Genomic DNA, 15492 nt, shown 5'->3' on the forward strand with positions numbered 1-15492 from the left:
GAAGGGTTCTAGTGCCATATATATTTCTCCACTGTCAATATAGAATTTGTCATTTTGAGTGATATCCTCTATTCACTTCTACCCTTACTGCTGCAGAAGCTTTTTCATTGATTTATCGTACCCAGCCAAATCATCAATTTGATAATAACCGACGGTTAACAATAGGCATGAAAAAGTGAAGAATGATGCCTCCGAAACAAATCGTTAATATGGTACCAGCACCAATAGGACCTTTACATATAAAAGCTAATATTAAGAAAATTGCATATAATATTGTTCTCGAAAATGCGATGGTTCTTTTTGAAATATCTCGAAGAATGAGTGTTAAATGATCAATTGGCGTTGATGCGAATTTTGTTTGAAGATATACGGCTGTTCCAAGACCAATGAATATCAAACCAGCTCCGAAGCAAGTCAGTTTGCTAAACCACGTGTTTGTATCAATGACATATTTGATGAGGAGTAACCACAGATCAATACCGATTCCAGTCACGAACGCTGTAATCAAACCTAAAAAAACAGGTTTTTTTCTCACTAATATAGAATTGCAAATTAAGATGATGATAGAAATTAAGACCTCCCAGCTCCCTACGGTAAGACCAAATTCGTTGGAAAGGCCAACTAAAAGGGCATCAAATGGAGAAGCACCTAGTCCTGATTGTATTGTTAATGAAATTCCTAAACTTAATACAAGTACACCTAATCCGTAATAAACATACTTCGTTTTATTAGACATGATCTCTACTTAAAGATAATTTTTTTATCATTAAAACGTGCGGAATTCCGTCTTCCATAAATTCATCTGAAGCAGTTTGAAAACCAAGTTTTTTATAAAAACCTTCTGCTTGTGTTTGTCCATGCAGCTTTATCTTTGCAATTCCTTTTTCTTGCATGATTTTTTCCAGTTCTCTGATAATCACTTTGCCTAAACCGTACTGACGATAAGGTTTTAGGATGCAAATTCGTTCCAATTTACCTGTACCATCCACAATACGCACCCGACCTGTGCCGACAGGTTCATTCTCATGGCATACTAAGACATGCTGACATTGATCCTGAAGAGTGTCAAATTGATCAAATTCTTCAGACTCAGGTACTTGCTGTTCATCAATAAAGATCGACTTTCTAATATTAAGAGCAACTTGTAAATCATTTTCAGTTGTTATTTTTTTTATATGCATTGTTTATCAATCCTTTTCTGATATTAGTCTGAACTAGGTGAAGCATTTATATGGTCTTATACTAGTAAGAATAAAATATTTTTATTGCAATTACAACAAAAATACAAATTTTAAGATAGTGGGCATTTTGCAAGAGAAAGAAATTGAGAAAGCTGGTTTTAGTAGTGAATGTCGAGGCGGAATTAATGCGGACTATTGCGCCACTTATCAGTTTGTTATCTCTTAGCGTTACACTTCTCACTTTTAGTGCCTTTGTTTTTTTGTGATTAACCATTTGAAGAAGGTTCTCAGAAAAAAGCCCCTGGCCATAAAAGTCAGGGGTTTTACTTTGTTCATTTTTCAATACCTGTCCAATTGTTTCTTTCGATTTAAGCACATAATTCCATTCGCCACAGGTCCAAGCTGCAATGAGTTGACCGCATCTGCTGTCTTTGAATCACAGTAGCCATTTACCTCATTGAATTTTGCTCATTATGGCACTTTCATGTTGCATTGAAAATGTTTCTGAGTTAGTATGTATTATTACTTTTGAAAGGATGTGAGAACATGAAGGATTTTGTGACTTTCCTTCTTCTTACCTTATTTGTCGTTGCATCTCCTGGAGTTGATTTTGCGTTAATTACGAAAAGAACCATCGGAACAGGAAAATCTGATGGAATGAAGATGGCATTAGGTCTTACATCTGGCGCTCTCATTCATACACTTGCCGCAGCATTTGGACTTTCTATAATTTTAATGAAGTCTGCCTTAGTGTTTGAAATCATCAAGTATTTAGGTGCTATTTATCTTATATATCTAGGTGTATCTTCTTTCATCAACAAGAAAAAGAAAGACAATACATCTTTACAAGAAGTTGAATTACCACAACAATCTGCCTTTAAACAAGGTTTAATTTCAAATACTTTAAACCCAAAGGTTGCTATTTTCTTTTTAACGTTTTTACCTCAATTCGTTACACCACAGTTCAGTATTAGTCTTCAATTTGTCATTATGGGCTCTATTTATGCTCTATTATCTATATTGTGGTTTACGACGATTGTATTTCTGCTTGGCTACATCAGGAAATTCCTATTATCAACAAAAGTGCAAATGACCATTGACAGAATAACAGGAATCGTTTTAGTAGGTTTTGGTGTGAAACTATTATTTACAAATCCAAAACATTAAATTTTGACTACTAGTAGAGTTACACCATTTAAAATATAAAAACCCCCTTGCTAGGCAAGGGTTTCAACGATGATTCCAACTGGGATCGAACCAGCGACCTCTACTCTGTCAAGATGAATGATCTTATCCAAAGCAAACGTGGGTTCTCTGAAAAAGACTGATTTAATAAGATTCTATGATGAGCCTTTCTGATTAAAAATTTTCATTTCTGAACAAAACTGAAAGGGTTCGTCCCCAATCCGTCCCCATAAAAAACAGACCATGCAGGGTCTGTTTTAATTTTGCCTATACGTTTTGAGAAGTTGTGTTTCGATCGATCATAGTCGTGTTTCGATCGATTTTTTGTATTTCTATCGATGTCGTGTTTCGATCAGTTGCAATAGTGTACACTCCTGCAGCTGCAACCACAGTAAGAGCAATCATCGTAAAACCCTTCTTAAAACTCATACAAACAATCCCCTCTCTGAATTTTGAGTTGTGTTTCTAATACCTTTTGATAAGCAGCTGTTGCTTCTTCAAATTGACCTTGTTTCCAATACTCATCTGCATACACTATATAGCATGCCTCAGCGTAAGCGAAAAGCTGTTTCTGTTCTAGATACTGAAACACTTCGGCCAGCTGCTCCTCATTTATATTATTAACATAAATCGCTTCTAAGAAGGTAAATAGATTTTCATAAAGCTTATTAGGGGCTTCCTCAAGTATATTAGTTCCTTGTTTTAAAGATGCTTCTCCTTCTTTAAGTCTTCCTGCTTTAAATTGCGTACAGCTAATCGCAAAATACAATTTGGTAAGAAGCTCCGAATCATCATCTGCCTTTAGAATAGCCTTCTCAAAATAATTGATAGCTTCATCCCATTGACCGTCTCTATCAAATGTATGGCCAATGTTCAAAAATGCTTTAGTTAGGATTTTTTGATCTCCAATTTCCTCTGCAATTTTAATTGCATTCTTTAGATGAGGAATTGATTTATCATGTCGAGCCAAATCATCATAATTTCCTGCTATGACAAATAAACATTGAATTTTTCTTACTTTATACAGATCATATTGATCGTAGATTTCCAGAGCTTTTAAAATATGATGCATCGAAACGTGGGTTTGTTTCATAATATAGTAAGCTTCAGCCACCTTGAAATGAAATTCAGCTTGTTCAATTTCATCTATAACTAGCGTAAGTTGTTTCTCTGCCATTTTATAGTATTGGATGGCCTGTACATATTCTTTTATACTGAACTCGTACATCCCACGAAAAAAAGCGTTGTAATACTGCAGCATGCCGGACAATTTATGATTGGAGTTTTCTATTTTATCAACTAAGCCTCCAATGGATAAAGAGCGTTGATCAGAGGGTTTAATATAATCAAGCATAAGCTGATGACGAAAGCACATCAATTGATAGTAAATCAGTAAATCCTGGTCTTCTTCCATTCGTTCAATTTCTTGTTCTACCTCAGCTTTCAAAATCTCTGCATCTGGAACACTAAATTGACGAATCATTTTATACCATTCATTTATTTTCACACCAACATGTGAAGAAAGAACCTTCTCCATCCCCTTACTCCCCTTCCACAAGATTGCCTTATGTTACATTTATTATGACATACAGAAATTTACAAGGCACCGAAAAGAAACCGCAAAAAGAACCATTGTACATCAATAAACCTTTGGCACATGTCTTTATCATCACAAAACTAAAAGGCAGACTCATTTCAGTCTGCCTTCATCTTCTAGATTTCCATGAGAATACCTTTTGTCTTCAGGTAATTTGCATTGAATCTAGCCTTTTTTCTTTTAATATTGCATACAATTTCGTGATGTCTAGATCGATCACCAGACTATATGAGCATCGGGTTACCGTCATATAATGATGAATGTGCTCTTTTCTCGGATAATTTTCATCTATTTGTTTAAACATTTTTTATCTCCTCCTGAATGTAATTTCTTGTATTCAGGAGGAAGCTTTATCTGTTACCACCTCAATCACTATCATCCTTTAGAGATATATCATGTTTCTGTCTATTCAAAGTTAACCATGAGCTTTGCCTACGTTAAAACCTGCAGCAACTCTTCGTAAGTCGTCTTACCCAACGTAAAAGTACTCATGCTATTAGTATAATCTAAAGAAGTTACACTAAAGGAACTTGAATAAAAAAGCACCTTCTTTTGTAGAAGGTACTTATCTTATACTCTAGTACTAGCTTTTTTATATTTTTGCAGAAATTGATGACTTTCATTTAAAAAAACTAGAAAACGCTTATTCATAGTTTCAATAACGATTCTATCTGGTTGACCATATGGAGCACCAATTCTATAATCAATATTATCTGCTACTCCATACTTGTCCGACTCTTTAATACTAACGATTTGATCAATTGGTATTTCTGTTTTAGATAACCCAAATTTTAAGACTAAACATTTTTCATCAAAACTATAACGAGTTTTTAGGAAAACAGTAAAAATAAAAAAAAGTGCTAATAAAAAGATTAATATGATTACATATTCCATAGAATCACTCTTTCTTATACTTTTATCTAATTTTACCATGTTTTTTACTTTTAAAACAAAAAACTTTAAGAGACGTGTTATATCAGTTTAAATTCATCCTTTTCTGCCCATTCATGAGCTTTACCTATCATAAAGCCTGCAACAACTCTTCGTAAGTTATCTTGCCCAACGTGAATTTTTCTAGTGCTATATATGTATTCTCCGCTGAGGTATTCATTCTATTATGACAGTCTTTCACTAGCTCATGTTCATTTGGTAATGGTTCATGTATATGTTCTGTTTTTCGAAATGCTTCATAGTATCTTATCCCAAATATTCTCTGGGACATCGCATTGATGTGAATTCCGTCCGGATTAGGTATAAGGCCTTTCGCAGTAACATAATAACAATTTTCATGATGATTTGCATATTTTTGTAGTACCTCATTGATCAGTTGATATTCCACACATCCTGCGCCAAATGCTGTCTTTCCTAAGAAATCGCCCAAACCACCTATCACAAGCGGAATGTTAGGTACAGATAATTCAGTTCTTAGCTCATGAAATAATCTTCTTATTTTTTCATCGTATTCTTTGTATTTCCCATCTTGGCTGTCACTTTCTCCTTGATGCCATAATATCCCGGCCAATTCGCTATCTTCCTTTGCAAATGTAGCTTCATTTATTGCATGACGAAATAATCCCCCATCTCGTGACCACTCATCAATGGAACTGCCACCTTCGGCACATGGAATAAGACCAATTTTTTCTCCCTTATGATCCTTACACCAAGTCTCCGCGAAGGAAGCCGCCAGTCCTACACCAGCTACCGGCCTATCAAAATGAATCGGTTCAGTCATCATTTGCCATCTTCCATTTCGCAGCATCATGATTCTTTCATTATAAATTGGCGGCACTTCATGCTTAAAGCCTCGACCCGCCATATTAGATTGTCCAATTAGTAAAAATGACTTCATATTTTTCTCCCCCTCTCTTTATTTTTCATATTTTTGTTGAAAGAACAGTAAACAGCAATTACTTAGGGTAAGATCCTGATGCATCTATCAATCAGGTGGATCGACTATGATCAATCCACTTAAACCATTTTAACAAGAAGAAATCTCTTGTCCATGTTGTCATATGGGCTTGCGTTAAACTTGTGAAAAAAACATATTCATGTATAATACAATTGATGTATCATACATGAATTTTAGGAGGGTGGCCTTTTTGAAAAGAGAAGATGCCTTAAAACTAAGATCAGATATTAAGAAAATGATTATAATAACTGGGGTTTTTGAATCTCAAAATTTGCCCAATGGACCATTTGAAAAACCTCTACCAACCTCTCAAATGATGGCGTTAGAGGAAATAGAGATGGAAAAATTAACCGTTTGGCAACTATCCAATAAACTTAGATTAGAGACTTCAACTGTAAGTAGATTGGTAGATAAGTTAGTAAAAAAGGGACTTGTTTATCGTGAAGTAAATGAAAAAAACAGAAGAGAAATTTTTCTGCACCTCACAGAAAAAGGACACATTACTGTTAATCGCTTAAGAGAACAATCCCTTACATTTTATCAACGTATCCTCAATAATTTATCAGAATCAGAACAAAAAATAGTTGTGGATGGTTTTGAATTATTTATTGATTCTATTTCTAAGTCTTTTGATTAGATTGAGGTAAATCATACCCTTTGGAGGATAAAATGAGTTTGGATTTTGAACGTCCTATTATTGAACTAAAAGAGAAATTTGATGAATTAAAGAAAATGATGAAAGAACATAATGTAGATTTATCATCAGAAATTCAAGAATTAGAAAAACGTTTAAATAAGATGCAAGATGAAATTTATTTTAATCTTACACCTTTTCAACGAGTTCAAATTGCAAGGCTACGTAACCGGCCCACGACATTGGATTATATACCTTTATTGTTTACAAACTTTTTCGAACTTCATGGTGATCGATTATATGGTGATGATCAAGCAATGATAGGTGGTATTGCAAAATTTAAAGGAGTGCCCGTTACGGTTATAGGTCATCAAAGAGGTAGAAGTACAAAGGAAAATATAGAAAGAAATTTTGGAATGTCACATCCAGAAGGATATAGAAAAGCGCTAAGACTGATGAAACAAGCTGATAAATTTAATCGCCCTATTATTACATTTATTGATACAATTGGCGCCTATCCAGGGAAAGGGTCTGAAGAACGTGGAATTTCTGAAGCGATAGCTCGAAATCTATTGGAAATGGCTACACTTAAAGTGCCAATTGTTTGTATTGTAATTGGAGAGGCATCAAGTGGTGGAGCTCTTGGTATTAGTGTCGGTAACCATATCCATATGTTAGAGTATTCATGGTACTCGGTCATTTCGCCAGAAGGAGCAGCATCTATCCTATGGAAGGATGCTAAGTATGCTCCAGAAGCTGCTGAACATATGAAAATTTCAGCAAAAGATTTAAAGCATTTAGGAATTATTGATGAAATCATTCCTGAAATTAAGGGTGGAGCACAAAATGATATAAAATCACAAGCAAAATTGATTGAATCTGCAATCGAATCATCTCTTAAAAAATTGATACGATTATCCTCGGAAGAGCTTATACAACAGCGGTATGACAAGTATAGACAAATAGAGAATTATAAATGAAAATACTGTGTGATCGGTATGGAAAAGGGATTTTTTGATTCTAAAAATCCAATCTGGCGGATAAAGTTCGTCCCCAATTCGTCCCCAATCAAAAGAAACAGAACAAATATTCGTTGTCAAAAAAACAAAAAACCCTTGCTAGGCAAGGGTTTCAACGATGATTCCGACTGGGCTCGAACCAGCGACCTCTACCCTGTCAAGGTAGCGCTCTCCCAGCTGAGCTACGGAATCGGGTTATGTATCAGTTCTGGGCTTTCTGTTACTGACAGTCTCTATTATATAACCATCATGATCAGTCGTCAATGGTTTTGTTCAAAAAAGGCACAAAGCCGGTATCCATACCGGCTTTTTACTGACTTTTATGATTGCTTCACAAGAACTGGCTTTAGTTGATCTAGTGCTTGTTTGAAGTCCCTTTTGAGATCTTCTCCGTTTTCTACGCCCACACTTAATCGAAGTAAACCATCCGTGATGCCTCTTTTTTCTCTTTCTTCTTTTGGCATAGCGGCATGGGACATTTTGGCCGGATAGGAAAGAATGGATTCGACTGCTCCGAGGCTGACGGCGAATACAGGTAATGTAACGCCATCGACCAATTCTTTGACAGCCGCTTGGTTTTCTAGTTCAAATGAAAGAACAGCACCTGCACCGCTCGCCTGCTTCCGCTGAATGTCTGCCCCTGGGTGATCATCTAATCCTGGGTAATATACTTTTTTGACCGCAGGATGTTCTTTGAGGAATGTAGCCAGTTCTAATGCGGTTTGACTGGCTTTTTCTAATCTGACTTGAAGGGTCTTTAATCCTCTAAGCACAAGCCAGCAATCCTGTACGCCAAGTACCGCCCCGAAGGAGTTTTGCAGCGAATAAAGTTCGTCTCCTAGCTTCTCATCTTTCACCACGGCTAAGCCTGACAGTACATCACTGTGGCCGCTTAAAAATTTCGTTGCGCTGTGCAGCACAACGTCAACACCAAGGTCCAGCGGACGCTGAAGCGCAGGCGTTAAAAACGTATTATCTAAGAAAGTCAGACAGTCATGTTCTTTCGCAATCTGTACGACACCTTCAATATCCGTAATACCGAGTGTAGGGTTTGACGGTGTTTCCATGTAAATGACTTTTGTATTTGATTGAATGCCTTGTTTCACTTCATTCAAATTGGTCATGTCCACAAAGGTATGCTCAATCCCAAATCTTGAAAGAACTTGGGTGATCATTCGGAAAGTCCCGCCGTACACATCTCTTGTGACAAGGACATGATCTCCTTTTGATAATAGAAGAAAAGCGGTTGAAATGGCTGCCATACCTGACGCAAAGGCAAGCCCTCTCGTTCCTCCTTCTAGCGCTGCAATGGTATCCTCCAATGCCTGACGTGTAGGGGTGCCTGATCTGGAGTAGTCATATTGACCAAAGTCATCGAAGCTGCTTTGGTGAAACGTCGATGCATGTTGAATCGGTACACTGACTGCACCTGTTGAGCGGTCTGTTTTAAACGCATTATGAACGAGTTGTGTTTCGAGTGTCCAATCATGTGTGGTCATTTCGTGTGTACCTCCTCTTTCACATTTGATAGTGCCTGTTTCAGGTCTGCTTTTAGGTCTTCCACATGCTCAATCCCGACTGAGAAACGGAGCAATTTGTTACAAACACCGTTTGCGATGCGAATCTCTTCTGGGATGTCCATATGGGTTTGCGTTGCAGGATACGTAATGAAGCTTTCGACTCCGCCAAGGCTTTCAGCAAAACAAATCGTTTTCAGCTGCTTCAAAAATGGATTGACCCAGTCCTCTTTGGCTACTCGGAATGACAGCATGCCTCCCTTTCCTGGGTAAAGGACATCTTGAATTTCAGGCTGCTGCTTTAGAAAATCAGCTAATTCCTTCGCATTTGCTTCGTGCTGACGCATTCTCAGCGCCAATGTTTTCATTCCTCTCATTAAAAGCCATGAGTCAAATGGAGATAAAACCGCCCCAATGGCGTTTTGATGCTGGAACATGTCTTCCGATAGCTTCTCTCCTTTTGTGACGACAAGTCCGGCAAGAACATCGTTATGTCCGCCTAAATATTTGGTTGCACTATGAATGACAATGTCCGCTCCGAGTGTAATCGGTTTTTGCAAGACGGGCGTATAAAAGGTGTTATCCACAATGACCAATGCACCGTGTTCTTTTGCGATTTTCGCAACCTTTTGAATATCCGCTTCCTGCATGAGTGGGTTTGTTGGCGTTTCAATAAAGACGGCTTTTGTATTTGGCGTCATTTTAGAGCGTAAACAGTCTTCATCTGAAAAATCATCATAAACAAAGCGCAGTCCGTACTTTTTCCATTCGTTTTCAAATAGACGGTATGTACCGCCATATAAATCTGATGAAACAATGAGTTCATCCCCGCTCTCAAACAGCGCCATGATCGTTTGGATGGCAGCCATTCCCGAACTGAAGGCAAAACCGGCCGTTCCTTCTTCGAGTGAAGCAATCGCATCTTCTACAAGCTGCCTTGTTGGGTTTTTCGTCCGAATATAATCAAATCCTGTTGATTCCCCAATGCCTCTATGTCTGTAAGCTGTTGAAAGATAAACGGGAGGACTGACAGTACCAGTCACCTCTTCGCTGCGGTTTCCAATTTGCGCTAACTTCGTTTCCACATGTTCTGTCATTTGACACCATCCTAAGTAAAAATCTAATTTCAAAACAGAAAAACCCCTTCTTCATAAGAAGAAGGGGTTTAATCGCTTCCTCTTATCTTCCAAGCAAAAAAGCTGCTTGCTGGATTTAGCACCTTGGTACATCACATGAAGTGATGCATACCGGTTGCTGAGGTTTCAAAGGGCCAGTCCCTCCACCTCTCACGATAAGAATGTGTTGTCTGTCTGTTCTAATTCTTAATACTGTAACGCATTAAACCTCATTTTTCAAGGGGAAATGTAACGATTAATTAAAATTTTCTGTATTTTGTAGCAGATCGAATGTCAGCCAATTTGATTGCATGTTAGCATATAGGAACAACGCTGTTTTTCGTGTTACAATGAATGGAAACGTTTCACTTATGATGAATTTGGTTAGCTGGAGGAATGGATTATGGTGAAGAAAACAGGCATCATTCAAGAAGAAACCTTACAGTCAAAAGAACTTGGGGCAGAAATGACCATTTTGATTTATTTGCCAGTCAATTACTCCCCCCTTTATACATATCATGTCATCATTGCACAGGATGGTCATGATTATTTCCGTCTAGGTAAAATAGGCAGACAAGCGGAAGAATTAATGCAAAACAAAGAAATGGAACGCTCGATTATCATTGGTGTCCCATATGAAAATGTGACTGAAAGGCGAAATACGTATCATCCAGACGGACCAAAGTTCGAGGCGTATAAACGCTTTTTGGCAAATGAACTAGTTCCGTATATTGATGAACACTATCCAACGTATCAAGTTGGATCAGGTCGTACATTTATTGGTGATTCATTAGGTGCTACGATCTCACTTATGACAGCCATTGATTATCCTTCGTTATTTGGCGGACTGATTTTGCAGTCACCTTACGTGGATGAGTCGGTTCTGCAAGCAGTCAAACAATCATCATCCCTTGCTCATTATGCCATTATCCATCAAATCGGGTTAGAAGAAACAGCTGTGAAAACGACAGATGGGCAAGTGCTAGACTTTATTCAGCCGAACGAAGAATTAAAGGTCCTTTTGGAGAAGTCCGGTGCGGATTATTTATTTGAGACATTCGAAGGCGATCATAAATGGACGTTTTGGCAGCCGCTCATTTCACCTTCGTTAAAAAGAATGCTCCCATATTCGTTAATCAACTGAATTTTGTTATAATAAAAAATAATAAATACTTTCTTAATCAGGAGGGAACATGATGAAATACGGAGTTGTTTTATTTCCATCAAAAAAATTGCAAGACATTGCGAACTCTTATCGGAAACGTTATGATCCGAACTATGCACTCATACCACCTCATTTAACATTAAGAACACCTTTTGAATTAACGGATCTAGAAGCAGCTGAGGTCGTCTCCACCTTGCGAGAGTACGCAAAAAATGCTTCTCCTATTACGTTACGTATTAAAAAATTCAGTTCATTCGCTCCTGTAAACAACGTGATTTATATGAAAGTAGAACCGAACGAAGAATTAATGACTCTCAATGAGAAGTTATACACTGATCCGCTTGCTGGTACACCTGAATATGCATTTGTTCCGCATGTGACAGTGGCTCAAAAGTTATCAGACGATGAGCATTCAGACGTTCTAGGCACATTGAAGCTGAGAAAAATTGACCACGAGGAAACGGTTGACCGCTTCCACCTTTTATATCAATTAGAGAACGGTTCTTGGACCGTTTATGAAACATTTATCTTAGGAGAAGAGGGTTAAAGACATTTGAATACAGTCATCGTAAAAGAACAAACACAACGAGAAGATGCTTATTATGTTCGAAAAGAAGTTTTCGTAAAAGAACAAGAAGTCCCGTTAGAGATCGAAATTGATGAACTTGAGGACGAAGCCATTCACTTTGTCATTTATAATGATGACAACAAACCACAAGCTGCTGCTAGACTGCGCATAATTGAAGGTCATAAGGCTAAGCTTGAACGAATTTGTGTATTAAAAGAGGCGCGCTCTTTCGGTCTGGGCCACCAGCTTTTAGAAGCACTTGAGTCTGAAGCGATGGCAAACGGAGCGAAAGAAGCTGTCATGCATGCACAAGTCCAAGCTCTTCCTTTCTACGAAAAGAAAGGCTACAAAGCCGTTTCAGAACCGTTTGAAGAAGCAGGGATTACACATGTCAAAATGACAAAAACACTATCCGTTTAACGAAAATAAAAAGCCAGGGCATCATGGATGCTCTGGCTTTTTATTGATTCCATCTCGTTCGCTCAGGAAGAAAGCGCAGTCATTTAGACGTAAGTATTGATATGAACGCCCTTACCTTCTTCCATAAACATATCTCGTACAAAGCGTTCCCGCTTTTTTTGTTGTACTTTCGTTTCCGCTTCTGTCACTAAGTCCTCTTTTTTCTCCAGCTCTCTGTATACCTTGTCATGAAAGGTGCGGGTGACCTTCGTCACTTTCGCATAGTCTTCTTTATCCTGAGGAGCAGGACGATTGATATATTGAAAATACAGATCCGGCTGAATCGGGGCTATATATCCCATCAAGAACGCCTCCTTTGCTTCTCTTCTACTCTACTATTCCCTAATTATGACTGTTTGAAACACGCCTCATTTGATATGATTAGATGTGTTTCTTTTTAAGATTGATTGACTATTGGAGGACTAGCTTTGAAATGCGCACGACGACATGATCGAACGATCTCATTACATACATATTCGAGAGAACACTATCAATTCCTCCATGATGAGGGGAAAAAAGGGCATTTATCTTGCCCATATTGCGGACAACCCGTCTTTTTTAGATTAAATATACATGAAGAACCTGCCTTTATCCATAAGCAAATATCTCAGCAAGAGATTTGCGAAAAAAGAGAACAACAAGAGGAAAAGAAACCGGCTGGACAAGAGGAACATGCATCCTACAAAGAACTTGGCGGCTTTCGCTTTCCAACCGGCAAACAGATCATCTCACAAACAGAAGAATCGGATGACTGGCAGGAACCACGATCCATTCAATTTGGCGAAACCTTTCATTTAGAAAAGAATGAAGAAGTGCATACCATTGACCTCTTTCCACACATCACCTTTAGCGCACCGCAGCTTCAAGCAGTCACACACAAAGACGGTCCGATGCTTGTGCTAGCTGGCGCCGGCAGCGGGAAAACAAGGGTACTGACAGCAAGAGCTGCTTATCTGATGTCATACCATCAAATCCCTGCTCACCATATCCTGCTCGTGACCTTCACCACAAAAGCAAGCAGTGAAATGAAAGAAAGACTGCGTATGCAGTATCAGCTTCATCCTTCACAGGCGAGCCAAGTTGTGACAGGCACATTCCACAGTCTATTTTATAAAATGCTGCTTCACGATGATCGGGGTAAATGGAACGGACAGCATTTGATTAAATTCGACTGGCAAAAAGAGCAGTATATTCGCAAAGCGATCATGCATGAAGGACTTGATGAAAAAGACTATCCAACCGATCAAGTGCTGCAATCAATCGGCTATTGGAAAAATGCTTTTTTACCAAATGAACTTCCTGAGCTGAAAGATGAAAAGGAAAAGCAAATGTGGACAATCTATCAGTCATACGAACAGCAAAAGCGTGAAAATCAACAATTTGACTTTGATGACATGGCGATTGCCTGTTTACACATGCTGAATAAGCAGCCTGAATTGCTCAAACAATATCAAGAACGATTCAAGTATATTTTAGTAGATGAATTTCAAGATATTAATCCCGTACAATATCAATTAATCCAGCTTTTAGCTGGAGAATCCGAGCAGCTATTTTGTGTAGGCGATGATGATCAAGCCATCTATGCATTTAGAGGAAGCAATCCCGCTTTTATTCTTGACTTCAAACAGGACTATCCTTCGGCCGAGATCGTCCATTTACATGCAAATTACCGCTCTCATCATACGATTGTCGCAAGTGCTGACGCCATTATTAAGAAGAACCAGCATCGTTACGAGAAAACGTTAAAAGCCGTACGCGTGGAGAAAATTCCGCCGACTCTTTTTTATCCATATGACGAGGAAGAGGAAGCAACCATGATCGTAGCAGATATTCAGGAGAAAATTAAAAACGGTGCAAAACCGAATGACTTTTGCGTGCTGTTTAGAACGAATACAGGAGGCCGTGCGATTTATGAACGTCTTCATCAATCGGCGATTCCGTATCAAACCGATGCTGGCGTAAAAGCCTTTTATAGCAGAAGAATTGTTCGGGTGCTGCTCGCTTTTCTTTCGCTAAGTCAGGATGCAGATGATGTCGCCGCAATGAAGCTGCTGCTGCCCGTTTTCTTTTTAAAGCAGCAAACACTGAATACCCTGAAGGCGCTGACCATTACGGAAGATTGTTCTATGGTAGAGGCACTTGGAAAGCTAACAGACATTCAGCCGTTTCAGCGCAAAAAACTGCAATCGATCGTTCCCCTGTTTCGAACGTTAAAATCGTTAAAGCCATCTGAAGCTGTAGCGTTTATTGAACAAAGGATGGGACTTGGTGATTATTTAAAAAAACGTGTGAATGATACGAATGTGCTTGAAAAAGGAACAGATGATGTACGAGATGTGAAAACAGCGGCGAAACGTTTTGAAACAATTGAAGCCTTCCTCGCTCATGCCGAACATATGAAATCTGCTGAAAAGGAAAAATCAGATGAACCAGGCGTTCAGCTCATGACGATCCACCGTGCGAAGGGACTAGAATTCCAAACAGTGTACATCACGAGTGTGGTTGATGGGGCGCTCCCTCATGACTTTGCACTTGATGAGCTGAGAAACGGTGATGAAGAAGCCATTGAAGAGGAGCGGCGCTTATTATACGTTGCCATGACGAGAGCAGAACAATCCCTTTATCTATCCGTTCTATCATATAGAAGAGGAAAAACTGCTCACCGCTCCCGCTTTTTGTACCCTCTTTTAAAGAAAAATCGTGAATTATTCACACAAAAACAACAGGCCCCCCTTTAAATGGAGAGCCTGTTGTTTATTTTTTGTTGTTCATCATTTTAGCGATTGTATTAAAATCAAGCTTTTCTTTTCCACTTGTAATCGATTGAACGATTTTGTCTTCCATTTCTTTAGGTACACGTTTGTTTGCAAGCTGCGCCACTTTTTTAATGACACCTCGAACGGTATTCTCATCTTTAAAGTTCGCGTTTTGCAAAGAACCTGCAAGCTTAAAGACATCATTCATATTTACACCTGTTTTATTTTCCACACTTTTAAAGAACTTATTATCCATTCCTTTGCCTCCTCTTTGTGGAGTAATCACCTTACTATATGAAAATAGGCGAGATATGTGCCTATCCTGCTGCCTTGTTAGCAAAGAGAAAGGAAAGCAAAAGGCTTCCCTATTGCTTCCCTCACCTTCTT

The 15492-nt window shown here is 38.5% G+C and carries 17 protein-coding genes, 1 tRNA gene, 1 pseudogene and 1 riboswitch; of the genes and pseudogenes, 7 read left to right on the forward strand and 12 right to left on the reverse strand.

The window, feature by feature from the left end:
* Nucleotides 1-133: 133 nt before the first annotated feature.
* Nucleotides 134-736 (reverse strand): YczE/YyaS/YitT family protein, encoded by a 603-nt coding sequence (locus tag MHH23_RS15185; protein ID WP_096881299.1) that lies wholly within the window; start codon nucleotides 734-736, stop codon nucleotides 134-136.
* Complete coding sequence (locus MHH23_RS15190; RefSeq protein WP_249856026.1) at nucleotides 729-1181, reverse strand: GNAT family N-acetyltransferase; 453 nt, start codon at nucleotides 1179-1181, stop codon at nucleotides 729-731. The genes MHH23_RS15185 and MHH23_RS15190 overlap by 8 nt, the downstream gene beginning before the upstream one ends.
* Nucleotides 1182-1727: 546 nt before the next feature.
* On the opposite strand from MHH23_RS15190, the gene MHH23_RS15195 reads away from it, so the two are divergent.
* The gene (locus MHH23_RS15195) at nucleotides 1728-2348 is read left to right on the forward strand and encodes a LysE family translocator (protein ID WP_249856027.1); all 621 of its coding nucleotides are present in this window, start codon (nucleotides 1728-1730) and stop codon (nucleotides 2346-2348) included.
* A 285-nt stretch (nucleotides 2349-2633) separates the two neighbouring features.
* Here MHH23_RS15195 and MHH23_RS15200 read toward each other — a convergent pair whose 3' ends face one another.
* The 5 genes and pseudogenes from MHH23_RS15200 to MHH23_RS15220 all read right to left on the reverse strand — a co-directional run bounded on the left by MHH23_RS15200 (nucleotide 2634) and on the right by MHH23_RS15220 (nucleotide 5812).
* Entirely contained in the window at nucleotides 2634-2795 is a 162-nt protein-coding gene (locus tag MHH23_RS15200; RefSeq protein WP_178897158.1) for a RapH phosphatase inhibitor, read from the reverse strand.
* The gene (locus MHH23_RS15205) at nucleotides 2785-3903 is read right to left on the reverse strand and encodes a response regulator aspartate phosphatase (protein ID WP_268431407.1); all 1119 of its coding nucleotides are present in this window, start codon (nucleotides 3901-3903) and stop codon (nucleotides 2785-2787) included. The genes MHH23_RS15200 and MHH23_RS15205 overlap by 11 nt, the downstream gene beginning before the upstream one ends.
* Before the next feature lie 226 nt (nucleotides 3904-4129).
* Nucleotides 4130-4267: pseudogene (locus tag MHH23_RS15210) on the reverse strand (CatA-like O-acetyltransferase); the annotation flags it as partial.
* Nucleotides 4268-4533: 266 nt separating this feature from the next.
* Nucleotides 4534-4857 carry a SunI/YnzG family protein gene (locus MHH23_RS15215; protein ID WP_045035245.1) on the reverse strand — a complete coding sequence of 108 codons (324 nt, stop codon included), beginning with the start codon at nucleotides 4855-4857 and terminating at the stop codon, nucleotides 4534-4536.
* Between the two features lie 127 nt (nucleotides 4858-4984).
* The gene (locus MHH23_RS15220; protein WP_268431406.1) at nucleotides 4985-5812 is read right to left on the reverse strand and encodes a sialate O-acetylesterase; all 828 of its coding nucleotides are present in this window, start codon (nucleotides 5810-5812) and stop codon (nucleotides 4985-4987) included.
* 250 nt (nucleotides 5813-6062) lie between these two features.
* On the opposite strand from MHH23_RS15220, the gene MHH23_RS15225 reads away from it, so the two are divergent.
* The gene (locus tag MHH23_RS15225; protein WP_340959776.1) at nucleotides 6063-6509 is read left to right on the forward strand and encodes a MarR family winged helix-turn-helix transcriptional regulator; all 447 of its coding nucleotides are present in this window, start codon (nucleotides 6063-6065) and stop codon (nucleotides 6507-6509) included.
* A 32-nt stretch (nucleotides 6510-6541) separates the two neighbouring features.
* Nucleotides 6542-7486, forward strand: coding sequence for an acetyl-CoA carboxylase carboxyltransferase subunit alpha (locus MHH23_RS15230; RefSeq protein ID WP_268431404.1), 945 nt, complete (start codon nucleotides 6542-6544; stop codon nucleotides 7484-7486).
* A gap of 158 nt (nucleotides 7487-7644) precedes the next feature.
* Here the strand turns inward: MHH23_RS15230 and MHH23_RS15235 are convergent.
* From MHH23_RS15235 to MHH23_RS15245, 3 genes are all read right to left on the reverse strand, one after another.
* Nucleotides 7645-7717, reverse strand: a tRNA-Val gene (locus tag MHH23_RS15235).
* A gap of 128 nt (nucleotides 7718-7845) precedes the next feature.
* Nucleotides 7846-9024, reverse strand: coding sequence for a cystathionine beta-lyase (gene metC, locus MHH23_RS15240; RefSeq protein ID WP_268431255.1), 1179 nt, complete (start codon nucleotides 9022-9024; stop codon nucleotides 7846-7848).
* Entirely contained in the window at nucleotides 9021-10139 is a 1119-nt protein-coding gene (locus MHH23_RS15245; RefSeq protein WP_025207168.1) for a methionine biosynthesis PLP-dependent protein, read from the reverse strand. The genes metC and MHH23_RS15245 overlap by 4 nt, the downstream gene beginning before the upstream one ends.
* A gap of 79 nt (nucleotides 10140-10218) precedes the next feature.
* Nucleotides 10219-10340: riboswitch (SAM riboswitch) on the reverse strand.
* Between the two features lie 220 nt (nucleotides 10341-10560).
* Here MHH23_RS15245 and MHH23_RS15250 point away from each other — a divergent pair.
* The 3 genes from MHH23_RS15250 to MHH23_RS15260 are packed head-to-tail and all read left to right on the forward strand — an operon-like array spanning nucleotide 10561 to nucleotide 12310.
* Nucleotides 10561-11301, forward strand: coding sequence for an esterase family protein (locus MHH23_RS15250; protein ID WP_268416955.1), 741 nt, complete (start codon nucleotides 10561-10563; stop codon nucleotides 11299-11301).
* Nucleotides 11302-11353: 52 nt separating this feature from the next.
* A complete protein-coding gene (locus MHH23_RS15255; protein ID WP_024720139.1) occupies nucleotides 11354-11869 on the forward strand; it encodes a YjcG family protein in 516 nt (171 codons plus the stop codon).
* Nucleotides 11870-11875: 6 nt separating this feature from the next.
* Nucleotides 11876-12310, forward strand: coding sequence for a GNAT family N-acetyltransferase (locus MHH23_RS15260; RefSeq protein WP_008348412.1), 435 nt, complete (start codon nucleotides 11876-11878; stop codon nucleotides 12308-12310).
* A gap of 83 nt (nucleotides 12311-12393) precedes the next feature.
* Here MHH23_RS15260 and MHH23_RS15265 read toward each other — a convergent pair whose 3' ends face one another.
* On the reverse strand, nucleotides 12394-12651 hold the full coding sequence (locus MHH23_RS15265; protein ID WP_008348414.1) for a hypothetical protein: 258 nt from the start codon (nucleotides 12649-12651) through the stop codon (nucleotides 12394-12396).
* 126 nt (nucleotides 12652-12777) lie between these two features.
* Here MHH23_RS15265 and MHH23_RS15270 point away from each other — a divergent pair, with 126 nt between their 5' ends.
* Nucleotides 12778-15087 carry an ATP-dependent helicase gene (locus tag MHH23_RS15270; RefSeq protein ID WP_268431253.1) on the forward strand — a complete coding sequence of 770 codons (2310 nt, stop codon included), beginning with the start codon at nucleotides 12778-12780 and terminating at the stop codon, nucleotides 15085-15087.
* A gap of 16 nt (nucleotides 15088-15103) precedes the next feature.
* Here MHH23_RS15270 and MHH23_RS15275 read toward each other — a convergent pair whose 3' ends face one another.
* A complete protein-coding gene (locus MHH23_RS15275) occupies nucleotides 15104-15361 on the reverse strand; it encodes a stage VI sporulation protein F (protein ID WP_008348417.1) in 258 nt (85 codons plus the stop codon).
* Between the last annotated feature and the right edge of the window lie 131 nt (nucleotides 15362-15492).

This window comes from Bacillus sp. FSL K6-3458, from assembly GCF_038005045.1.
Taxonomy (GTDB): domain Bacteria; phylum Bacillota; class Bacilli; order Bacillales; family Bacillaceae; genus Bacillus; species Bacillus altitudinis.